17 protein-coding genes are annotated in these 23,915 nt (G+C 41.9%); 10 read left to right on the forward strand and 7 right to left on the reverse strand.

Features of this window, described 5'->3' with window-relative positions; genetic code table 11:
• Positions 1-9: 9 nt before the first annotated feature.
• On the reverse strand, positions 10-1,353 hold the full coding sequence (locus D0T66_RS07805) for a site-specific integrase (RefSeq protein ID WP_163356703.1): 1,344 nt from the start codon (positions 1,351-1,353) through the stop codon (positions 10-12).
• A gap of 218 nt (positions 1,354-1,571) precedes the next feature.
• Here D0T66_RS07805 and D0T66_RS07810 point away from each other — a divergent pair, with 218 nt between their 5' ends.
• Complete coding sequence (locus D0T66_RS07810) at positions 1,572-1,898, forward strand: hypothetical protein (RefSeq protein ID WP_163356704.1); 327 nt, start codon at positions 1,572-1,574, stop codon at positions 1,896-1,898.
• Between the two features lie 180 nt (positions 1,899-2,078).
• Positions 2,079-5,270, forward strand: a complete 3,192-nt coding sequence (locus D0T66_RS07815; protein ID WP_163356705.1) for an N-6 DNA methylase — start codon at positions 2,079-2,081, stop codon at positions 5,268-5,270.
• Positions 5,271-5,588: 318 nt separating this feature from the next.
• On the opposite strand, the gene D0T66_RS07820 is transcribed toward D0T66_RS07815, so the two are convergent.
• From D0T66_RS07820 to D0T66_RS07830, 3 genes are read right to left on the reverse strand one after another with little or no spacing between them, the layout of a single operon-like run.
• Complete coding sequence (locus D0T66_RS07820) at positions 5,589-6,584, reverse strand: aldose 1-epimerase family protein (protein WP_163356706.1); 996 nt, start codon at positions 6,582-6,584, stop codon at positions 5,589-5,591.
• Between the two features lie 40 nt (positions 6,585-6,624).
• Positions 6,625-7,920, reverse strand: coding sequence for a PAS domain-containing sensor histidine kinase (locus D0T66_RS07825; RefSeq protein ID WP_163356707.1), 1,296 nt, complete (start codon positions 7,918-7,920; stop codon positions 6,625-6,627).
• The gene (locus D0T66_RS07830; protein WP_163356939.1) at positions 7,917-9,272 is read right to left on the reverse strand and encodes a sigma-54 dependent transcriptional regulator; all 1,356 of its coding nucleotides are present in this window, start codon (positions 9,270-9,272) and stop codon (positions 7,917-7,919) included. Before D0T66_RS07830 ends, D0T66_RS07825 begins: the two co-directional genes overlap by 4 nt.
• Positions 9,273-9,467: 195 nt before the next feature.
• On the opposite strand from D0T66_RS07830, the gene D0T66_RS07835 reads away from it, so the two are divergent.
• From D0T66_RS07835 to D0T66_RS07855, 5 genes are read left to right on the forward strand one after another with little or no spacing between them, the layout of a single operon-like run.
• Positions 9,468-10,949 carry a TolC family protein gene (locus D0T66_RS07835; protein WP_255489767.1) on the forward strand — a complete coding sequence of 494 codons (1,482 nt, stop codon included), beginning with the start codon at positions 9,468-9,470 and terminating at the stop codon, positions 10,947-10,949.
• Between the two features lie 5 nt (positions 10,950-10,954).
• Positions 10,955-12,205 (forward strand): efflux RND transporter periplasmic adaptor subunit, encoded by a 1,251-nt coding sequence (locus D0T66_RS07840; RefSeq protein ID WP_163356708.1) that lies wholly within the window; start codon positions 10,955-10,957, stop codon positions 12,203-12,205.
• Between the two features lie 22 nt (positions 12,206-12,227).
• Complete coding sequence (locus D0T66_RS07845; protein ID WP_163356709.1) at positions 12,228-12,896, forward strand: ABC transporter ATP-binding protein; 669 nt, start codon at positions 12,228-12,230, stop codon at positions 12,894-12,896.
• A 17-nt stretch (positions 12,897-12,913) separates the two neighbouring features.
• Positions 12,914-15,268: an FtsX-like permease family protein gene (locus tag D0T66_RS07850; RefSeq protein WP_163356710.1), complete on the forward strand. Its 2,355-nt coding sequence runs from the start codon at positions 12,914-12,916 to the stop codon at positions 15,266-15,268.
• Positions 15,269-15,301: 33 nt separating this feature from the next.
• Positions 15,302-16,750, forward strand: coding sequence for a DUF4933 domain-containing protein (locus D0T66_RS07855; protein WP_163356711.1), 1,449 nt, complete (start codon positions 15,302-15,304; stop codon positions 16,748-16,750).
• Positions 16,751-16,813: 63 nt separating this feature from the next.
• On the opposite strand, the gene D0T66_RS16445 is transcribed toward D0T66_RS07855, so the two are convergent.
• From D0T66_RS16445 to D0T66_RS07865, 3 genes are all read right to left on the reverse strand, one after another.
• Positions 16,814-16,990, reverse strand: a complete 177-nt coding sequence (locus D0T66_RS16445; protein ID WP_370520773.1) for a heavy-metal-associated domain-containing protein — start codon at positions 16,988-16,990, stop codon at positions 16,814-16,816.
• Positions 16,954-19,257, reverse strand: coding sequence for a heavy metal translocating P-type ATPase (locus D0T66_RS07860; RefSeq protein ID WP_370520774.1), 2,304 nt, complete (start codon positions 19,255-19,257; stop codon positions 16,954-16,956). Before D0T66_RS07860 ends, D0T66_RS16445 begins: the two co-directional genes overlap by 37 nt.
• Positions 19,258-19,351: 94 nt before the next feature.
• The gene (locus tag D0T66_RS07865; RefSeq protein WP_255489769.1) at positions 19,352-19,939 is read right to left on the reverse strand and encodes an AraC family transcriptional regulator; all 588 of its coding nucleotides are present in this window, start codon (positions 19,937-19,939) and stop codon (positions 19,352-19,354) included.
• 153 nt (positions 19,940-20,092) lie between these two features.
• Between D0T66_RS07865 and D0T66_RS07870 the strand changes: the two genes are divergently transcribed.
• The 3 genes from D0T66_RS07870 to D0T66_RS07880 all read left to right on the forward strand — a co-directional run bounded on the left by D0T66_RS07870 (position 20,093) and on the right by D0T66_RS07880 (position 23,882).
• Entirely contained in the window at positions 20,093-20,659 is a 567-nt protein-coding gene (locus D0T66_RS07870) for an RNA polymerase sigma-70 factor (protein WP_163356712.1), read from the forward strand.
• Positions 20,660-20,871: 212 nt separating this feature from the next.
• On the forward strand, positions 20,872-22,299 hold the full coding sequence (locus tag D0T66_RS07875) for a sulfatase (RefSeq protein WP_163356713.1): 1,428 nt from the start codon (positions 20,872-20,874) through the stop codon (positions 22,297-22,299).
• Entirely contained in the window at positions 22,299-23,882 is a 1,584-nt protein-coding gene (locus D0T66_RS07880; protein ID WP_163356714.1) for a sulfatase, read from the forward strand. Before D0T66_RS07875 ends, D0T66_RS07880 begins: the two co-directional genes overlap by 1 nt.
• Positions 23,883-23,915: the final 33 nt, after the last annotated feature.

Below are 23,915 nucleotides of genomic sequence, written 5' to 3' on the forward strand. Positions count from 1 at the left end.
TATGCTGATTTACTCAAAGAACTTATGGTCTTGAATTAATTGAGCATTCTCTTCCTTGCTGATGCGAATGTACTTCATAAAGCTGGTTTCGGTTTTATGACCTGTCATAGCCATGATTGACAAAGGAGATACTTTCTGCATGAACGCATTGGTGGCAAAACTTCTGCGTGCTGTATGAGTCGTTACTTTTTCGAATTTACGGAATGTGCACTCTTTACGTGTTCCGCCAGCCATCTCGGTGTAGCTTATCAATTCTGTGATGCCAGCTTGTTCACATAGTTTTTTGAGCATCCGATTAGTTGCCTGATTACATTGTGTTTGGGGTGGTCGCCAGTTATATTTTTTCAGAATTTCCCGAACCCTTTTGCGCATCGGTATGACAACCTTAGTATTGGTTTTATAGGTAATAAGGGTTATCATTTTTGTCTCCATGTTAATATGCCTTCGACTCAACGCTGAAATATCAGAATACCTCAATCCAGTATCGCAAGCAATAAGGAAACAGTCTCGGACTTCCGCTTGATTCGGAGGCAATTCCAAAGCGTACAAAGCATCCAATTCCTTTTCCGACAAATAGATGGTATTCGCATCTTCTCGCAACACTCTAAAGTCCCTCTTCAAAGAGCTTTTATTGGTGGTAAAATTGTTTTCAAGGGCATGTCCCATTATCACCTTGATAATTTTAATGAACTTACCTATCGAATTAGCCTTGTATTCCCCTTTGTTGTGCTTGGTCTCGTACAAAAAATTGATGAAGTCTTTTCGGAATTCACCTGTAATACTATCAAATGAAAGTACCACGTTACGAGCAGCAGCATATTTTTTGAGAATATTTTTCGTTGATTTGTAAGTGGCGAGTGTTCCTTCACTTATTCTTGTACTGCTATCTATGTTCAGTATCTTTCCTTGCTTACACAAGTCAATATAATAGTCGATATAGGACATAAAGTCTGGAAAAAAAGGTTTTTCTTCCTCTTGCTTACCTTTGTATTTAAGTTGCTTACGCAGTTCATCTTGAAGAATGCTTGCGGTAGGTGTTATATTCTGGCTTCTATAAGTCTCAATAATATCAATAAGAGCAGAGGCTGTTTTTTCAATTTCCCTGTTAATGTTTTGGAGAGAGACAACCAATCGGGGATTACCTTTAAGGTCTTTGTGCTGTTTGGCTGTTTCAAAGGCTCTTTTGGCATCTTTATCCCAATAGTCGGTTTTAATTTTGTAATCCGCAGGCAGGCAATAACTGAAACGCACACCATTGACCGTCATTCTCAATCGAATAAGCGAGAACTCTTCGGTGGCGTTCTTCAAAGAAAACTTGATTTGACTTCTTGTAAAAATGTTCTTGTTACTCATATTCATTTAAGTTTTATGTTTCAAGAACTTTCTTTCAAAGCTCGTTCCGTGAGACATAGACCTTAACTTCTGTTTTCAAGTTATTTGCCGTAAATGGGGCTCTGCAACATGACGAAGCGTCAGTGTCCGTCAAAGTTAAACAATTATTGTACCACTGGCAGCGAAAAAGTTAAATCAAGTCCTTATTTTTTCATACATTTACAGAAAATATCAAGATTATGACCGTAATAACTCTAACAGATAAGGAAACAGCGATCAGAGAAAAGCTAATCAAGGCTGCATCCGAGGGCAAAAAGGTGTATTATTCGGATTTGATAGAAGATGATGCTTCTATAGTGCGTAGTCTTGGAGCGATATTAGAAAAGATTACCCGATACGATATTGAGAACAAACAGCCTATCTTGGCATCTATCGTTATCGCTAAATCGACAGGCTTACCCAATGAGGGCTTCTTTGAGATGTGTGATACGCTGAATATAGATGCTTATTTAAGTGATATGCAGGAAGATTGTTTTGAGTGGTGGGGAGATAGACAACAAGTATAACTTTTTAGCAGTTTGTTATCTTAGCTAGATAGTTATATACTTTGGAAGACCACAAACATAATACATTCAATGCTATCTTTTTAACGTCCTCGATTTGGTATTATCGATTATTTTTTATAAAATAACCGATTAAAATATCTATTTTTGTAACAAATATGTTACTGAAATTGTTATACCTGTATGGATAATAAGAAGTTAATCAGCAAGATAGGGTTCATCCCTAAAGATAATACAGTAGGTGTATTTTTTAAAAAATATACTCGCTGTGATGGCTATTCTATTGAGGTTGATTTTGAAAATGAGATTATTAACTACGGAGATAAAATTGAAAGCAACAATAAATCAACACAAAACTTTAAACAACCAGAAAATTGGGTTGTTTTAGAGTGTGTTGATCGTCTTTTAGAAAAAGGATATAAACCTCAAAATATTATCTTAGAGAAAACATGGAATGCAGGTCATGGCACTTCTGGTCGATTGGATGTATGTGTTACACATGATGATGGTTCTGAGTATTTACTAATAGAATGCAAAACATATGGGAAAGAATTCGACAAAGCTCTTAACCGTATGTGTAAGGATGGAGGACAGCTATTTACCTACTTCAAATTTAGTAATAAAGCTGATATTATTATGCTTTATTCTTCTGAGCTAAAGCAGAATAAGGTTGTTTACAAAAATGAAATTGTTAAAATTGAGGATGATTACCGCTCTGGAGATGTAAAAGACTTCTATGAAAAATGGAATAAGCTAACAAAAGATAATGGTGTATTCGATAATTGGGTACAACCATACTCTTTTGAAAGTAAGGCTCTTACAATAAATGAACTTGAAGAGATTAAGCCAGAAGATAGTAGCTTCATATTCAATCGTTTTCTTGAAATTTTACGCCACAATGTAGTTTCTGATAAGCCAAATGCATTCAATAAGATTTTTACATTATTCCTTTGCAAGATCTATGATGAAAAGGTAAACGAGGGGACAACAAAAGAGCTTGATTTTCAGTGGAAAGAGGGCGTTGATGATGATATATCTTTTCAACTAAGACTTACAGACCTTTATAAAAATGGGATGTATGAATTTCTGCAAAAAAATGTCACTGATTTTTCAGAAGAAGAGTTTGAAAGCAAATATACGAATCTTGATGATAGCGTAAAGACTGAATTATTACATGAATTCAAAAAAATTCGCTTAGAGAAAAATAATGAATTTGCGATTAAAGAGGTATATGATGAAAAATCATTTAAAGAGAATGGCAAAGTAGTTAAACAGGTTGTTGAACTATTGCAAAAATATAAAATACGTTATGCGCAAAAACAACAATACCTTTCTGATTTTTTCGAGCTACTATTAACAACGGGATTAAAACAAGAAGCTGGTCAATTTTTTACACCAGTGCCTATTGCTCAATTTATTTTGAAAAGTTTACCTATTGATGATTTAGTAAAGCGAAAACTTGAAGAGGGTAAAAGAGATGAACTGTTGCCATATGTAATAGACTATGCCTCTGGCAGTGGTCATTTCATAACAGAAAGCATGCATGAAATTCAACAAATTCTTGGAAAATATGATATAAGTAATCTTCGAGTGGATGCCAAGAAATTTGTAGAGATTGCTAGAATAAGCCATTTTGATTGGGCTTTACAGTATGTATATGGAATAGAAAAAGATTATCGACTAGTTAAGGTCGGAAAGGTTGGATGTTATTTACATGGGGATGGATTAGCTAATGTAATTCATAGTGATGGATTAGCTTCTTTTGAACATCAAGACTATAAAGGTAAACTGAGAGAAAGAAATAAAGACTTTCCGCAGGAGAATAAGCAATTTGACATTATTGTATCTAATCCTCCTTATGCTATAGAGGCTTTTAGAAATTCGTCAAGAGAATACTATACAGAAAAAGATTTCGAGTTGTATGAAAATCTTACAGATAATAGCTCCGAAATTGAAGTCCTTTTTGTAGAAAGAACAAAACAGTTGCTTAAAGATGAAGGAGTAGGGGGTGTCATTTTGCCTGCGGCAATTCTTGGGAAAAAGGGTGTTTTCGTTAAAGCAAGGGAGCTTATTCTAAAATATTTTGAAATAGTTGCAATCGCAGAACTTGGCTCTAATACTTTCATGGCTACAGGTATAAATACTGTTGTCTTTTTTATCAAAAGAAGAAATAATTACATAATTACTAATTTAGAAAAAAAAGTAGAAAAGTTCTTTTCTAATTGGCAAGATGTAACACTTAATGGTATTGAATATCCGATATCAAAATATGTATCTCACACATGGGGAAATATCCATTATAATGATTACATAAATTTACTTAAAGGAAACATCTCTCAATGTATTGAAAACCACGATTTATTCCAAGACTATAAAGAAAAAATAAAAGCAGATTCTTTCAAAGAGTTAATTGAAGAGATTTGCAATATTGAGAAGGAAAAGATAATTTACTTTATTTTGGCTTACCCTCAACAAGTAGTATTAGTTAAAACGGGAGAGAAAGAGAAGGAAAAAAGATTTCTTGGATATAAATTCTCAGAAAAAAGAGGACGAGAGGGAATTCATCCAATTGAAAAATCAAAAACAATCGAAAAATGCACAAAGCTATTTGATAGCAATAGCTATGATAATCCTTTGAAAGCTAGTACATATATATATAACGCTTTTAAAGGAGATTTATCTACCCCAATTGATGAATCTTTAAAAGACAATGTTTCTCGAATAGAAATGGTTGATATGCTTGATTTTACGAGATCTGATTTTGATAAAAATATATCCCTTACAGTTAAGAATAAAATAATTATCAAAAGTAAATATCCCCAAGAAAAAATTGAAAAATTGTTCATTGAAATAAAAAATGGAAGAAATGTTAATCAAATAGATACTCAAGGTAAATATAGGGTATCTCGGATAGAGTCTATTGCTGATGCAACATTTAATTTAAATGCGACAAAATGGACTAACGATGATATTAACGAAAATGATTTTCTTCAAAAAGGAGATATTCTATTTAGCCATATTAACAGTGTAAAGCATTTAGGAAAAACTGCTTATTTTGAGGAAGATGAACTTATCGTTCATGGAATTAATCTATTAAGACTAAGACCCAATCAAGAGAAAGTTAGACCTAAATTTATATCTGAAATATTAAAACTTCCAATATTTATATCTGAGGTTCAAAAGTATGCAATAAAGGCTGCAAATCAGGCTAGTATAAACATTTCAAATCTTCAATCATTGAGGGTTCCATTACCTCCAGATGATATTCAATTGAAGATAATTACAGAAATAGAACAAATAGAGAAAAACTCTAAATCTATTGTTATAAATGATATGGGTAAACTTAAAGAAGGAATATTTAATAAATACTTATGATTGGGAAAAGAGACTGAAGTCTTTTTATGAAAAATATAGCTTAATGCCTATCAAATAGAGGAAATTAATTATATGGGAGACCATAAAAATTATACGATACTCAAAACTGGTGCCCAATCCAGTGCCCTTTTTAGCGCTTCTCCATGACTATTGTAGCCTCGCATAGCTTCTTAATTCACATCTTGTAAGGAATTGATAGAGTCCACACAAAACAGCGAAAATCATTTCAATTCATGGTTAACTCACAGGTGGGACCACGCAGAAGATGAAAGACTTACATGAAAATGTAGGTCTTTTTCCTTATTCAATGGATTAGCCTCAATCCAAAATTTCGATTGTATAAGAGGTCACAAAATTCTCCGAAGGGGCGAGTTGTTGTGTCCATTCCCGTTGACCGAATTCGCCTTCGGTGTCTACCTTTCCTTCCTTACCCCACCATGGTTCGATGCATATATAGGGTGCATTCTTATGCGAAAGAGACCATAGCCCGAAAACAGGAATTTCGAATTCCATCGAGAGGTAAGGCGTTTTGTTCCTATCCAACAGCGTAACCTTGCGCACCTGATAATCTTCGAAGGTGAGCGAGTCATCTTTAAACAGTTGCTGAGTGATGGGCAGAAGTCCATCTTTATTCAATGCTAACCGATGTCTCTCAGGATTGGCGCTGAAAAAATAATTCTTCTCCTTGACCGAGAAATATATCTCATCTTCTATCGTGTTGAAAGACAAATACCCATTGCAGTCAGCCGTCTCGTCAAAATCGGGATACTGGAATCCGGGATGTCCTCCTATCTGGAAAGGCATTGTCCGGGTATCGGTATTTTTTACGTTCCAAACCACTTTCAGGCGCTTCCCGTCTAAAATATATCCTATAATCAATTCGAACCGGAAAGGATATTTTTCTGAAGTCGTTTCATCGCTTTTTAGCCTGAACCATGCTTCGTTTTCTTTCTTAGCTATCACATCGAATACATATCGTTGCGCAAAACCATGCGCTTCCATTTTATATTGTTTCCCGTCGATGCGATATTCATTCTTCCAGAGGCGGCCGACCACAGGAAAAAGGATAGGCGAACGATCGTGCCAGAAAGAAGGATCGCCCTGCCACAGATATTCCCTGCCGGTTTGTTGTGCCGTGATATTCCACAATTCAGCGCCGGAAGTATTGATGTTTACAGATAATTGTTTGTTTCCGATGCTTATAATTTCGGACTTGTTTTTCGATGCCTTTTGATTTTGCGAGCATATTGCCGGTATATGCAATAACAGAAAAAGTAAGATAAAAAGAAATCTTTGGTGAGAGGTTGTTTTCATGTTGTAGGTTTTAGAGAGGTTTCGGGGGTTGTTTTTTATATCATATACGTATGTAGAATGTGCTTCCTTTCTCGGCTTGCGAAGTTACGGTCAACGTTCCGCCGTGCAGATCTATTATCTGCCGGCAAATACTCAATCCTATGCCCGAGCCGTTGAGTTTAGTCGTATAAAAAGGCATAAAAATTCTTTCTGTCGTTTCGGGTGACATGCCTTGTCCGTTGTCCGCAATGGAAATGATTATCCGATTGTTCGAATCTTCCATTGCGGTGATTTGTATCTCGGGTTTATCCTTATCGGCACAAGCTTCCGAAGCATTCTTTATCAGGTTGATCAATACCTGTTCCATCTGCCCCCTGTCGGCATATATTGCGATATTATCCGATGTGATAATATATTCGGCTTCTATGCCTTGTGACTTTAACAGGCTCAACACATCCTCCAATATCTCTTTGACCGACACATATTCCCGCCGGGGGATAGGTATCTGCGTGAGTTTTTTATAATTGCTGATAAATTCGAGCAAACCTTCGCTACGGCGGTGAATCGTTTGCATTGCTTTGGCCATCATGGCAGGATCTTGTTCGGCTTCAACATCCGAAAAGGTATCGGAAAGCGAGATGATCGGGGTGAGCGAATTCATCATTTCATGTGTCAGCACACTCACCAATTGCATCCACGCCGACTGTTCGGTTTCTTCCACTACCGGCTGAACATCTTTCAGACTGTATATTTTCAGCGGAGAGCCATTTACATAGACGGTAGATAACGTGACGGCCAAATAGCGGGATTTGCCCTCGCGGTGCAACCTAACTATCTTCATCGTTTTTGGCAGCAAGGTGTTGAACGCATCGAACAGATCGTCCGATATATTTTTCAGTGCCTCGATGTGGGTTATTTTCGGCCTGCCCAAAAGGTCTAATGCCGCCTTGTTTATCCACTTTACGGCTTGTTTCTCATCGGCAATGATTACGGCAAAGTCTATCCGGTTGAGTAGGTTATTGTAAAAGTTTAGTTCCGCTTCTCGCTTTTGAGTTAGCGTATTGAACTTTTCGAGCGCTTTGTGCAGGCTATCGTGATAGGCGCGATAACGCTCGTTTTTTATGGTAGAACCGAAAGATATATTACTTTCCGAAAACTTGATTGATTCTGCAAAATGTTGGAATTGCTCCGTCGTTTTCATGTTGAGCCGGTACAACCCATAACCCAGATAAATAATCACAGGCAGCACGCACACAGCTATCCAGAAGGCATGATATGCCAATGCAATGCCTGCGCCGATGGCAAGCAGTACAATAAAGCCTATGCTGATAGCGATTTTAGTCGGTAACCTGTTCATTTTTTATTTATTTTCCTGTATAGTGCAAAACGGCTTATCCCCAACATTTCCGCTGCCTTATTCATATTCCCTTCGCTCAACGCGAGAGCCTTTTCGATGGCTTGTTGCTCCAATTCTTCCAGATTCAGCACATCGGTACTCTTCAATTTGGTGGATTTGTTGTTGGATAGATTGAAATCGTTTGCTTGCAACGACCTTCCCTGCGAAAGGATTACAGCCCGTTCTATCACATTCTGTAATTCGCGGACATTGCCGGGCCAATTATAGGTGGTTAACTTCTTTTTCGCTTCTAAAGATAAACCTTTTATTTCTTTTTTGTATTTATTACCGAATTTATTGAGGAAAAAATCGGCAAGGAGAATAATATCATTTCCCCGTTCGCGCAGAGGCGGAAGACAGATTTCGATAGTGTTGATGCGGTAGAGTAAATCCTGTCTGAAAAGTCCGTCCTCTACGGCTTTGTAAATATCCGTGTTGGTGGCGGCAATGAAGCGTACATCGACAGCTATATTCTGCACCGAGCCTAATCGACTGATATATTTTTTCTCGATGGTTGTCAACAATTTGGCTTGCATAGCCGGAGATAAATTCCCTATTTCGTCGAGGAAAAGCGTGCCACCCGATGCAACCTCTATGCGTCCTTGCTTTTCTTTTTTAGCGTCGGTGAAGGCTCCTTTTTCATGCCCGAACAGTTCGCTTTCGAAAAGTGATTCGGATATGCTGCCGAGGTCGATGGTGGCAAATACCTTCTCAGCCCGCGGAGAATTGTTGTGAATCGTGCGGGCGACCAAGTCTTTGCCTGTTCCGTTCTCGCCGAGGATAAGGATGTTGGCTTCCGTGGCGGACATTCTTTCTATCAGGTCAAAAATTGCCTGCATCTGCTCCGATTCGCCTATTATCTCGCCCGTTTGCTCGTTATTCAGCGCCTGTAGTTGTTTTTTCAATCCTGCCACTTCGTTTTGCGAATCTTTGAGCCGCATAGCAGAATTGATTGTCGCCAATAGTTTTTCTTTTTCCCACGGCTTAGGTATAAAATCCGTCGCGCCCGCTTTAATAGCCTGCACAGCCTTGTCGGTGTCGGCATAGGCGGTCATCATGATGACGATAGCGTTCGGGTCTGCTTGCAGGATTTTCTCTAACCAGAAGAATCCCTCTTTTCCGCTCGACATTTCTTTGCTGAAATTCATATCCAGTAAAATAATATCGGGCTGAAACTCACTCATAAAGCGAAGCGCGTTCTCGGGCTTGGTGCTGACTTTTACTTTCTCCGTATACTTGGCGAGCAAAGCATTAAGAGCGAACAAAATATCTTCGTTATCGTCGATTATTAAAATCTTGCCCTTTTTGTCCATCTGCTTATTCTTTGAATTGGTAGTGATAGCAAATATACATATTAATTCTTTCCGAAACGGTGCGTATTCGCACATGTGAAGTGTGCTTTTGCACGCTTTCTGTGCGGGTGCTGTATGCGTATATTGCATATAATTAATGCTTTATGATGGTGGCATGTTTGTTGTTTATTCTTTTCTGCAAAAACGCTGATACAAATGAAATTCATAATGCTGATACTTTTTTCTTTAATCTTCACATTGCCGGTATGCAGTCGGTCGCAAGAGGGAGATACTTTGCGATTGACTGTTGTGTCGGCTATTGAGGTGGCCAGAACCCAGTCGCCGGATGTGCTTGTGGCGCGTCACAGCTTCCGTTCGTCCTATTGGAATTATTGCTATTATAAAGCAAACTATAAGCCGAGCCTGGCATTCACGTCTACTCCTTATTTCAATAATCAGATAAATATTATTACAATGGAGGACGGTACTTCTAAATATATCCGTCAGAAGCAGTTAAGAACCGACGGAGGCTTGTCCCTGACACAAAACATTCCGTGGACGGGCGGAGCTATCTCGCTTAATACAAGCTTGCAACGGCTCGATATATTGGGCGACGAGAATAAGCATACCTACCGCAGCAACCCTGTTACCTTAACTTTCCAGCAATCCATCTTCGGATATAATTCGTTGAAGTGGGATAAAAAGCTCGAGCCGTTACGTTTCGAGGAAGCCAAAAGGGAATATGTAGAGACATTGGAATTGGTTTCCGTCAAGGCTATAACAAAGTTTTTTAACCTTGCCCGCGCACAGTCGAACCTTCAGATAGCGAAAACCAATTTTGCCAATGCCGATACGTTGTACACCTTTGCCAAAGGGCGCTACAATATAGGTACGATAACCGAGAACGAAATGCTGCAACTCGAAATCAACCGGCTGACCGAAGAAAGTAATATGTTAAATGCCGGAATCGAAGTGGATGATGCGATGGAGGATTTACGTGTTTATCTGGGTATTACGGAGGCTGTTGTCATCGAAACAGATGTCACGCATCAACTGTCGGAATTGCAGGTCGATTGGCAGGATGCATTGAACAAAGCTTTGAATAATAGCCCGGACATCATCAATATGGAGCGGCGAAAGCGCGAAAGCGACGGTAATGTGGCATATGCCCGTTCGCAGACGGGGCTGAAAGCAGATATTTATGCGCAAGTGGGGTTGACGCAAACCAATGATAAATTCAATAAGGCTTATCAGGATTTGCAGAACCAGCAATATGTAGAAGTCGGCATACGCATCCCTATCCTCGACTGGGGACGGGCGAAAGGACGGATAAGTGTTGCCAAATCGAACCGCGATATGGTTTATACACAAGTGGGGCAGGACAGAACCAATTTCGAGCAGAATATCGTGAAACTGGTCAAGCAGTTCAACCTGCAATCAAACCGGGTGAGGGTGGCTGCCAAAACCAATTATACGGCAAGCCGCCGAAACGATGTCGCCCGCAGGCTCTATATTCTGGGGCGCTCTTCGGTATTGGATATGAATGCCGCTATATCGGAGCAGAATGCTGCCTGCCAAAATTACATCAATACATTATTCAACTACTGGCAACTATATTATACCATCCGGAGTATCACATTGTATGACTTCGAAAAGGATATATTGTTGACAGAAGATTATGATTCGCTGATAAAATAACTACGATGGATATACAAATAAAAAAGAAGCCTTTTTTGCTGAGGTATAAATATTATATACTTGGGGCGGCAGTTTTGTTTCTGCTTCTCATCTATCTCTTAGGTGCGTCGGTTGGGCCGTCCAAGTTGAGGCAGGATATCGAAAATCTGCAAATATCCGAGGTGAAAGAGGGGAAATTCCTCGAATATCTCGATGTGGAAGGTATTGCACAGCCAAAGCTGACAGTCAAGCTGAACAGCCTCGAATCCGGCATCGTGGAGCGCATTGTGGCCGAAGACGGTAGCATGTTGAAAAAGGGTGATACGATACTGGTATTGATAAATCCCGAATTGCTGCGTACCATTGACGATGAGCGCGATAATCTGGAGAAACAGCGTATCTCTCAGCGCGAGAAGTTGTTGCAAATGGAGCAGAAAACATCCGAATTGAAGCGGAGTACCATGAAAACCGTTTACGATCTCAACCGTTTGAGCAAGCAATACGAATTAGACAAGGAAGAATATGCCATCGGCATCCGCAGCAAAGCTCAATTGGATGTCTCGGCGGACGAATATGCTTATAATCAGAAAAATGCCCGCTTACTATTGGAAGAACTCAAACAGGACTCTGCCAAAAATGCGATTCAGCGCGACCTGCTTCGAAACGATATGGAACGCGAAGAGAAAAAATACCTGCGCAGCAAAGAACGGCTCGATAATTTGGTTGTCCGCGCACCGATAGACGGTCAGTTGAGTTTCCTGAACGTTATCCCGGGCGAACGGGTGAATGCCGGAACGAACATAGGCGAACAGAAGGAAATGGAAAATATGAAAGTGACGGCGGCCGTGAGCGAATATTATATCGACCGTATCTCGTTGGGCTTGCCCGCTTCCATTACGTATAAGAATGAGAAATATCCGTTAGTCATATCCAAAATAAATCCCGAGATAAAGGAACGCAACTTCGACGTGGATTTCCTCTTTACAGATAAAGTGCCTGATAATGTGCGTATAGGTAAAACCTATCGCCTGCAGATAGAAATGGGGCAGCCCGAAGATGCCCTTGTTATCAACAAAGGGAATTTCTACCAATCGACGGGTGGGCAATGGATTTTCAAGCTGAATAAGGATAAGACAAGAGCCGTGAGAACCAACATCGTCATCGGGCGGCAGAATCCGTTGCAATATGAGGTTCTGGATGGTTTGAAACCGGGTGACCAAGTCATTATTTCGGGTTACAACAATTTTGGCGATGTGCAGGAATTAGTATTAGAATAATATACAATAAAAATAGTAAGCTATGATTAAGACAGAAAATTTGCAAAAGGTTTTCCGGACAGAGGAAGTCGAAACGTGGGCATTGAAAAATGTCAGCCTGAATATAAAAGAAGGGGAATTTGTTGCCATTATGGGGCCTTCGGGTTGTGGTAAGTCTACGCTTCTGAATATTTTCGGTTTACTCGATACGCCTACGGGCGGCAAATACATCCTCAACAATACGGATGTAAGTGATTTCAGCGAGGGAGAGCTCACCAAATTAAGAAAAGGGCTGGTCGGGTTCGTATTTCAGAGCTTCAACCTGATAGACGAGTTGACCGTATTCGAGAATATCGAGCTGCCGCTGCTATATATGGGCATATCCGCATCGGAACGGAAAAACCGTGTGAATGAAGCGATGGACAGGATGCAGATTTCGCATCGGGCAAAACACTTTCCGCAACAATTGTCCGGCGGACAGCAGCAACGTGTGGCGATTGCCCGTGCCGTAGTGGCTAACCCCAAACTGATATTGGCCGATGAGCCTACCGGAAATCTCGATTCGCGCACGGGTGAGGAAGTGATGAATCTGTTGACCGAACTGAACAACGATGGAACTACTATTGTGATGGTGACGCATAGCCCGCACGATGCCGAATATGCCGGACGAATCATTAACCTGTTCGACGGGCAAATAATTATGGAGTCATAAATATAAAAAAGAATATTATGCTCAAACATTATCTGATAATAACGCTGCGAGGACTATCCAAAGACAGGATTTTTTCTGTTATCAACATCTTGGGATTGTCTATTGCCATAGCTTGCTGTTTCTTGTTGCTTTTCTGGGTTAAGTTCGAGTTGAGTTTCGAAGATACATATCCGAATGCCCACCGTACGTATAAGCTGATAGAGACGGAGAACAGAAAAGACGGTATCCACCATAATGTTTACATGAGGGATATGACTAAAAAGCTGAAAAACACTTTCCCTCAGATTTCGGCAGCTACGGTTGTTGTGAACGAATATACATCTCTTACGCGCGAAGGTGATGAGGGTGACGGTATCATGCTGAATTATACCGCGGCATCGCCCGATTTTCTGCGCATATTCGCCTACGAATATGTCGAGGGTTCGCCGCAGGGGGTGATACAAGAGGGTGGCTGTATCATAACAGAAGAAGCTGCCCGGAAAGTTTTTGGCGATGAATCTCCCGTCGGGAAGAAGTTGATGCGCTTCATGGATGGGTATACGATTAGCGCTGTGGTGAAAATGCCGGCCAATACACAAGTCCGCTTCGATATATTGAATGTGAACGCAAGGGTGATGGATAGCGGCAGCCACTATATTATGTTGGAAGAAGGAACACCTATGACGCGGGCTTTAGAAAAGCAGCTATCCGAGTTTTTATCCACTCTTGGAGATACTAAAAATACCTTGACTGTTCAACCGCTCAAAGACGTGCATTTGCATTCGCCCCAAGACATCACTACGATAGAACGCTTCGGCTTCAAAGAGATATATGGCAATTATGCGCAGATTATCTTTTTCACGGTCGCAGTACTCCTTATCCTGTTGATGGCGATTATCAACTATATCAATACATCTATTGCCCGTGCCATGAACCGCATGAAAGAGGTCGGCGTGCGCAAGGTGACCGGAGCTACCCGCCGGAATCTTGTCGAGCGTTTCCTCTTCGAGTCGTTTATCATATCGCTTATCGCTGTTTTTGTCTCTTTGGTCTTTACCAAATATATTTTCCCCGAGTTCAGTGAGATTATGGGGAATAAGATTGCACTCAGTTTCGACTGGCAAACGATTGTAATAGCTATCGCCGTTTGTATTTTGATTTCTATCCTTTCGGGCGGCTATGCAGCATTCTACCTCTCCTCCTATAATCCGGCCTCTATACTGAAAGGCGGCTCCAAAAGCGGTTCGAAAGAACGGATGCGGAAAGCCCTTGTCGGCTTGCAGTTTTTCCTGTCCATCTCCATTTTGGTGAGTACGGTATTTATTTACAAGCAGATAACGGCCATTTTCAATGACGAGACAGGGATGAGCCGAAAGAATATTATCGTTTTAGATACGAACCTCTGGTACGAAGCCGAAGACTATATCAATATCATTAAAAAGGAAAACCCGAATGTGATAGACGCTACCATAGCTAATTGCCCGCCATACAATGCTCCTTGGTCGCATACAGGCGTGACGTGGGAAGGCAAACCGGAAGATCTGGGCGAAATGGCCTTTACGCAAATATTCTGTGATCACAATTATGCCGGCACTTTTGGTCTCGAAGTGTTGCAAGGCGAATTTATTCCGTCCGGCTTGTCGTGGTGGCAGGATAGCGACGATAAATCGTTCGATATAGTTGTGAATGAATCGTTTGTGAAATTGATGGATGTCGATAATCCGCTGGGATATATCGTAAGTTACGGTTATGCCAAAGGGCGAATCATCGGTGTTGTAAAAGACTTCAATTTCAAGCCGTTGAAAGAGCCTGTTGCACCTCTGTTTATGTCATTCAATCCCGAAGCCAGCACTAAGCTATATGTGAAGACAACAGGACGTGACAAGCAGCAGACACTCGAATATATCCTTGCCAAGTATAAGGAAATGAAACCGGACTGGGCGAATCGCCCTGTAATGTATCACACCGTGGAGGATGAATACAACAAGATGTACGAAGATGAATTGCGTACGCTCAAAGTGCTATCTGTCTTTTCTGTAATATCTTTCTTGCTTTCCCTGATGGGTGTTATCAGTATGGTGTCGTTTATGATAGAGAAACGGACGAAAGAGATTGCTATCCGCAAGATAAACGGTGCCGGAATAGTCGATATCGTCAAACTTTTCTGCAAGGATATACTGAAAATAGCCTGTGTAGCTGCTGTACTCTCCATCCCGACTTGCTATATACTGATGAGCAAATGGCTCGAAGGGTATGTCTATCGTACCACGCTCAGTTGGTGGGTATTTTTGCTTGTGCCTCTTTGCCTGATGGTGATAACAAGCCTTGTTGTCGGCTTGCAGGTATGGTTGACGGCACGGAAAAGACCTGTCGATTCGTTGAGGAGCGAATAAATAATACTGAATCATAATGAAAACAAATAGTATATGAAAAAGAATTTATCTATAATTATTCTGTCTTTCTGCCTATTGTCGGTGGCTTGTTCAGGCTCAAAAAAGCAGTCGCTGGAAGAGGAAAAAAAGAAAGAAGAAACAGCAGTTGCAGCAGACATACCAGCGCAATTGGTTATCGATACGGTTGCCCCGAAACAGGGTATTAAATACAAAGAAATACGAAAAGTAGATCCGGCAAACCCTCCGGTTACGATAAACCTCGAAGGGACGCAGGAGAAGAAGGTGTTCGATCTGGCGGATTATTATTCGTCGGTGAAATATGTGGTACTCGATTTCCCCCATAAGGATGAGTTTCCCGGCTTTTTCGGGGATGCGAAATTTACGGTTACATACGAGACGAATATGATGTCGGGCAGTGGGCTCAATTCGGAAATTACACTTCTGGATAAAGCCATCATAGCAGGCGATGCTTATCTCGGTTATTATCAGTACGATGATAGCGGGACATTTGTAACAGACGTGGCAAAGCCGAAAGAATATCCTGACTATGATAAAACAAAGAACAGCATAGATGTAGAACGGACGCCGGAGAGCGAGTTTTTTATCGGTAAAGCCCAAGCGTATGGAGATATGCTTATTGTATCTGATGTGAAAGCACAGAAAGCCTATGCCAATTATTACAGTATCAGCAACCGGAGGATGTACCATACTGCCCTCATCCGCATGGGCATACCGATTCCTATCAACGGGAAAGAGATGATGTCTTATAACTACAGGCCTGTCGAACTGGAGCAAAAGCCGATTATGTATTCCTATGCTATCAATGGCGATACCTTGTGCCGGTTTATGAACTATAATCCGTTGAACCCCAAGCAAATTACCAGAGCCTATACAAATCCCGAGGGAGTGGATATGTTTTACTATGGCGGTAAACTGAATGTCCGTCAGGCATACAATGATACGGTTTACAGTTTCAAATCTTCGAACGAACTGACACCGAGGTATGTACTGAGTTATAAGCAGCATAAGCCATCTATAGAAACAGCCCTCACGGGAAACAAAGCAGGCAAATATTTTATATATAGCCTGAAGGAGACAGACCGGTTTTTGTATATCGTTTATACGGTTAATTACGACTGCCCGAACAACCGGAAGGACGGGTCGGTGAAATTCTATTATTCGCTATACGACAAAAATGATAAGAAAATTTATCGTGTGGAAGAAAGTAAGTTTCCCGAAGATTGGAATAAATTCCCCGAAGATATGCTATTCAACAATAGTATTCCGGACGGGATACCTATAAATCTGTCTCGGGCAAAGACATCGGGCAACAAACTATATGTAGGCTATTCCAAATCGCAATTGAAAAAGATAATAGACAGCAAAGACTTCTCAACCTACTCAACCGAACAACAACAAAAGATGGAATCTTTATATGCTGATATGCCGGACGGCTCTTTGTTGGCGATAATTATAGAATAAGCTGGAATAGAACGGTATATAAAACTCAAGGCTGCCTTTTGGGGCAGCCTTTGTCACGTTTTGTTATTTCTCTGATAGTTTGTATTCCCCTGCCTCGGACAATGCTTGCTGCAGCTCGCCGATGCTTTTCTCTCCCTCGCTGAATTCTACCGTTGCTACGGGAGGATCGAGTGTTACGGTGGCATGTACGCCCGCTATGCCGTTTAGTGCTTTTCGACATGCATACGGCAATGGTTGCACATCATTCCTTCTACGTTGAATTGCTTTGTCATAACTGTTCTTTCTTTTAGTGAATTATTGAGTTTCTTTGTTTTTAGCCGCAGACTGTTCGTTACCACACTCATGCTGCTGAGCGCCATGGCTGCTCCCGCTATCATCGGGTTGAGGAGGAATCCGCTTATCGGGTAAAGGACTCCTGCAGCCACCGGCACACCTATGAGGTTGTATATAAATGCCCAGAAGAGATTCTGCTTGATAGTCCTCACTGTCAGTTTCGACAATTTTATCGCTTCCGGTATCTTCGTCAGGTCGGAGGAGATAATCGTCATCTTGGCTACATCCATGGCAATGTCGCTGCCTTTTCCCATGGCAATGCTCAGGTCGGCCTGTGCAAGCGCGGCGCTGTCGTTGATGCCGTCGCCTACCATGCCGACTTTTTTTCCTTTCGATTGCAGTTGGCGGATAAATTCTGCTTTCCCCTGAGGCAGTGTTTCGGATTGATAATGGTCGATTCCCGCTTTCGATGCTATTTCTTTGGCTGTCGCCTCATTGTCGCCTGTGAGCATATACACCTCAATGCCTGATGCTTTCAGCTGTTTGATAGCTTGTACCGATGTTTCTTTTATTTTGTCGCTGATGGCGGCTATTGCAAGTGCTCTTTCGCTGTCGGCAAACCAGATAACCGTCTTCGATTCGCTTGCGAAACGTTTAGTCTCCGCATCTAACGTTTTGTCGATATGTATCTTGTTTTCGTCTAATAATTTACGATTTCCGGCATAATAGGCTTGCTTATTAGCATCGCCTTTTATCCCTTTGCCTGTAATACTTTCGAAACTGGTGATGTCTGCCGGAGGTATCTCTCCGAAATGGCTGACAACCGCTTCGGCCAAGGGATGTTCCGATAGCTTCTCCAGATTGTAAAAGACCGATTTTTGGCTGTCGTCATTTCCGAGCCATAAAAGATTGGTTGCGACAGGCTTTCCTTCGGTGATAGTGCCTGTTTTGTCCAGAACGATGGCATCTATCTTTTGGGCGATTTCGAGGCTTTCGGCATCTTTGATGAGGATGCCGTTTTCTGCACCCTTACCTATCCCCACCATAATGGCGGTGGGTGTAGCCAGTCCCAAAGCGCAAGGGCAAGCAATGATGAGTACGGTAACCATAGCCAACAAGCCGTGCGTGATACCATTCGCGGAATCGAGGATAAACCAAAGAACAAACGAAAGGATAGCTATGCTGATGATGACGGGCACGAATATCCCTGCTATTTTATCCACCAACCGTTGCACAGGCGCTTTACTTCCCTGTGCGTCCTGCACCAGACGGATGATTTGCGAGAGCATGGTATCGCTTCCTACCTTTTCTGCCCGAAAACGGAAACTGCCTTTCTGATTAAGTGTTCCGGCAAAAACTTTTGCTCCCGCTTCTTTCAATACAGGTACAGGCTCACCGCTGAGGGTGCTTTCGTCTACGTATGAACTGCCTGCTGTCACCTGCCCGTCTACGGCAATGCGTTCGCCCGGTTTCACTATCAGTATGTTCCCCTTTTCTATCTGGTCGATGGGTATTTCGATGAAGGCATTATGTTTTCCCGTTATGGTAACCGTTTGAGGTTGTAATCCCATCAGCTTTTTGATGGCAGACGAAGTATTTCCTTTTGCTTTTTCTTCGAGCAAGCGGCCTAACAGGATGAAAGCGATGATTACGCTTGCCGCTTCGAAGTATACGTGAGGCTCGATACCCCTCGAAAGCCATACCTGCGGAAACAGCATATTAAACAAACTGAACAGGTAGGCAATACTTGTACTTAATGCGACGAGCGTATCCATGTTGGCCGAGCCGTGGCGGAGTTGCTTCCACGCACTTACGAAGAAACTTCGTCCGAGCCAGAATACGACAGGAGTGGAAAGTGCGCACATTATCTCGTTGGCATAGGGCATATGCATGAAGAACATGCCTATTATCGCTACCGGTATGGAAAGGACGATAGCCCAGATGGTGCGCCGTTTGAGTTGCTTGAATTTGCTGAGGTGCGCTTCTTCCAGCTCGTCTGCTGTATTCTCCTCTTTTTCAATGACGAGGTCGTAGCCCGCATCCTGTAAAGCGGCGCGGAGAGCTTCGGGTGAAGTGACCTGTGGATTGTACTCTACAGATGCGGTTGCAGCAGCAAAATTGACGGATGCCTCTTTTACTCCCTCCTGCTTGTTGAGCGTTTTGTCTACGCGTGTAGCGCAAGCGGCGCAACTCATCTCCAATACGGGGAATGTATCTTTTATTGTCTTAGCCATTATGCAGTTATCTTTTGTTGAATCTTACCATACAAAGATAACTTACGTCTTATCGAAAAATGTTATATAATTATGGATTTGAGTTATAAGATTTTTATACCTCGTCGAGAGGCTTCCGTTTGTTGTCTTTTACTTTTTTGAAATGGCTCGGTGTGAGGCCCGTAACAGTCTTGAACTGTGCGCTCAGATGTGCTACGCTCGAATAATTGAGCCTGTCGGCAATCTCTTTCAGCGATAGCTCGTCGTAGACGAGGAGTTCCTTTACCCGTTCTATCTTCTGGGCGATAAAGTATTTTTCGATGGTCGTATTCGTCACTTCCGAAAAGAGTTTACTGAGGTAGCTGTAGTCGTGTGAGAGTTTCTGCGCGATATGTTCCGACAGGTTTACTTTCAGTCCGTCGCCGTCGCTGTAGTGAACCAGTTCGATTATTATCTTCTTTATATGTTCGATAATTCGGATTTTCTTATCCTCAATCAATTCAAATCCTATGGCCTCTAATGCGTTTCTCAACGTTTCTTTTTGCTCTTTGTCAAGCTTTTCGGAAAGCACTACTTCTCCTAATCCGACAGATACGGGCTCTATCTCCATGTTGCGCAACAAGCTATCCACAGCCATAATGCAGCGGTTGCACACCATATTTTTTATATATAATTTTTCTTCTTTTTCGCCCATCGAATTCATTTCACTAATGTAGTGAAAAAAGGAAAGTAATTTTGGTATTTTGTGGCTAATAAAACATAAGAAATAGTAAATTTCGCGGAATTTTCTATTAATAATATTACATTTGTATAGATAACTATCAGAAGAATAAGTAACCAATAACTGAAAAGTCTAATGCAGGCGGCTGATTTACAGCTTTTTAACGAATTGTATGCGAAAAACTATTCAAAGTTTGTTCGTTTCGCCTATAGCTATGTGAGAGACATACCTACCGCCGAGGATTTTGTTACCGAAGCGTTTATGGCCTATTGGAATAATAGGCATTCGCTGAAAGAAGGCGCTAATATACAGGCATATATCCTGACGATAATTAAGAATAAAAGCCTCAACTACCTCCGCGATACCGAGTTGCGGAGAGGGATTATAGAAAAAATAGGCAAGCAGGCCGAGTGGGAGATAGGCATGCGCATAACTACGCTCGAGGCGTGTGACCCAAATGAAATATTCTCGAACGAAGTGCAGGAAATTATCGATAAAGCGTTGGCTTCGATGCCCCTCAAGACGCTTGAAGTTTTCATGTTGAGCAGATATAAAGATAAGACATATAAAGAGATATCGGAAGAAATGGACGTCTCTGTCAAGACCGTCGAATTCCACATGTCCAAAGCGCTGACCATATTGAAAAAAGAGCTCAAAGATTATTTGCCCGCCATCCTTTATATATCCTTTTTTATTTCGTAAGCTATTTTTTGATTAGGGGAAACTCTCTCTTATGTGTTTTATATATAACGGAAGAACATAACCATTTAGAGAAGAGAGAACACCACTTCTACAGAATTGTAGGTACCATGAAATTTTTGTATTCGTTTTTCTCCTCTTATTATTCTTGTTGAAGCAAAGAATATCTAATGTTTGAAAACACGTAAATCCGAAATATAATAAATTATAACACTATGAACAAGAATAGTTTACTCGTATTAGGTGCGCTGGGGCTCTCTGCGGTAAGTGGATGGGCAAAAGAGAAGCCTACCAATATCATTCTCATCAATCTTGATGATGTCGGCTACGGAGATTTTTCGTTCAACGGGGCAATCGGTTACAAAACGCCGAATATCGACCGCATGGCTGCCGAAGGCATGCGCTTTACGCATTTTTTGGCCGGGCAACCTATCAGTGGCGCTTCGCGTGCCGGATTGCTGACAGGATGCTATCCCAACAGGGTAGGATTTGCCGGAGCTCCCGGGCCTGACTCCGACTATGGCATCAATCCGGAGGAAATGACAATGGGTGAACTATTGAAACAGAAACAATATCAAACAGCCATATATGGCAAATGGCATTTGGGTGATGCCAAACCATTCATGCCGTTGCAGAACGGATTCGACGAATATTACGGGTTGCCATATTCCAATGATATGTGGCCGTTCCACCCGCAACAGGGCGAAATTTTCGACTTCCCCGATTTGCCTACTTTCGAAGGGAATAAAATAATCGGCTATAATACCGACCAGACAAAGTTCACGACCGATTATACCAATCGGGCAGTAAATTTTATCAAGAAGAATAAGAATAAACCATTCTTTATCTATCTCGCACACTCTATGCCGCATGTGCCGTTAGCCGTTTCGGACAAATTCAAGGGAAAAAGCGAACAGGGCTTGTATGGCGATGTGATGATGGAAATAGACTGGAGCATAGGACAGGTTTTGCAGACACTTCGCGAGCAGGGACTTGAAGAAAATACGTTGGTGATACTGACTTCCGACAACGGTCCTTGGGCGAATTATGGCAACCATGCCGGTTCGGCAGGAGGATTGCGCGAAGCGAAGGCTACCACTTTCGACGGCGGAAACCGCATTCCGTGTGTAATGTATTGGAAAGGGCAAATCACGCCGGGAACGACTTGCAATAAGCTGGCTTCGAATATAGACTTATTCTCCACTTTTGCCGAAATAACAGGTGCTCCTCTACCAAATCGCAAAATAGATAGTGTCAGCCTGTTGCCATTGATGAAAGGCGATGAAACGGCTAATCCGCGCGAATCGTTTGTTTATTATTTCAAGAAAAACGACTTGGAGGCGGTGACGGATGGTACATTCAAACTTGTTTTTCCGCATCGTTATACTACCTATGGCGATTACGTCCCGGGTAACGACGGGCAACCGGGTAAGCTAAACGATTTTGCAGAGGTGACGAAGTGTGAATTATATGACCTTCGCCGCGATCCGGGTGAACGTTACGATGTTATCAGCCAATATCCCGAAGTGGCTATGAAGTTGATGCAGGTAGCGAACGAAATGCGTGAGGATCTGGGTGACAACCTGACGCGGAAGCAAGGTACAGGAAGACGAGCACCGGGTTTGACAAAAGATTACAAGTAATGAAATTGAGAAAAGGATTCTTGTTGCCGGTTGGGCTGATCTGCGGATTTACTCCATTGATAGCACAATCAGCTCCTCAGCCATCAACCGGGGGAAAGGAACGCCCTAATATTCTTTTCATCCTGTCGGACGACCATACCTCGCAAGCTTGGGGTATTTATGGCGGGGTTTTGGGCGATTATGTCAGGAATGATAATATAAGACGCCTTGCCGAAGAGGGGTGTACGTTAGATAATACTTTCTGTACTAACTCGATATCGGTACCCAGCAGAGCCGCTATCCTGACAGGCGCATATAGCCAGAATAATGGAGTGTATACACTGGAAGACGCTCTGTATCCCGAAGCTGATAATATTGCCAAGCAATTGCAGATGAGTGGTTATCAAACAGCTTTATTTGGTAAATGGCATTTGAAGAAGAAGCCTGCAGGCTTTGATGACTTTTGTGTTTTTCATGATCAGGGAGAATATTATAATCCTATAATGAAAACAGAGCGGAACTGGGTAGATGATGATATTGCTAAGGCTGGAGATACGATATCCGGCTTTTCGACGGATATTGTGACCGGCATGACGATAGACTGGATAAAGAACAGGGATAAGGATAAACCTTTTATGATGTTCTGCCACTTTAAGGCAACGCACGAGCCTTGGGATTTTCCTGAACGCTTCAGGTATTTATATGACGATGTTGTGTTTCCTGAGCCGGAAAGTATGATGGAATTCGGGCCTGAACAATCAGGACGTACTTATGAAGGGCGGCAGTTGGAAAACATGGCATGGAGATGGGAAAATACCTCCAAAGATCCTGCAGCCTGGTGGTGTCTCTATCCGGAACTTCCATTCTCAATTCAGGGATTGGATAAAACAGAAGCGCGGAAGAAGACTTATCAAAAATTGGTTAAGGACTATTTGCGTTGTGGCGCAGCAATTGACGACAATATAGGGCGCTTACTCGACACACTCGATAAAGAAGGATTAGCCGAAAATACAATCGTTGTTTATGTATCCGATCAAGGATATTTCCTTGGAGAGCATGGATTCTTTGATAAGCGGATGATGTTGGAAGAGTCGCTTCGTATGCCTTTTGTGATCCGCTATCCGAAAGAAATACCGGCAGGAACGCGTAACGATGATATTATACTGAATGTAGACTTTGCTGCCTTGTTGGCGGATTATGCCGGGGCAAACGTTCCGGAGAAATCGCAGGGAAGGAGTTTCCGCGAAAACCTGAAAGGAGATACTCCGGCAGATTGGCGTCAGTCGATGTATTACAGGTACTGGACACATCATACCATACGTCCGGCGCATATGGGCATCCGGAGCCGTGATTACAAACTGATGTTTCTTTATGGAGATCCTTTAGGGATGGATGGCTCGGACATGGAAGCGAAGCTCCCCGAGTGGGAATTTTATGACTTGAAAACTGATCCTTATGAGAATCATAATCAGTACAACAACCCTGAATATAAAGATATTATTTATCGGATGAAAAGGGAAATGCTGAACCTGAGGTATGAAGTGCAGGACACGGATAAAGATAATCCAAGGATGGAGGAGATCCTACAGTCTTATTATTGGTGAAATAATGATTTATTTATATAATTATATAACTTT

Origin of the sequence: Dysgonomonas sp. 25, assembly GCF_010501075.1 — a bacterium.
In the GTDB taxonomy this organism is placed as follows: Bacteria; Bacteroidota; Bacteroidia; order Bacteroidales; family Dysgonomonadaceae; genus Dysgonomonas.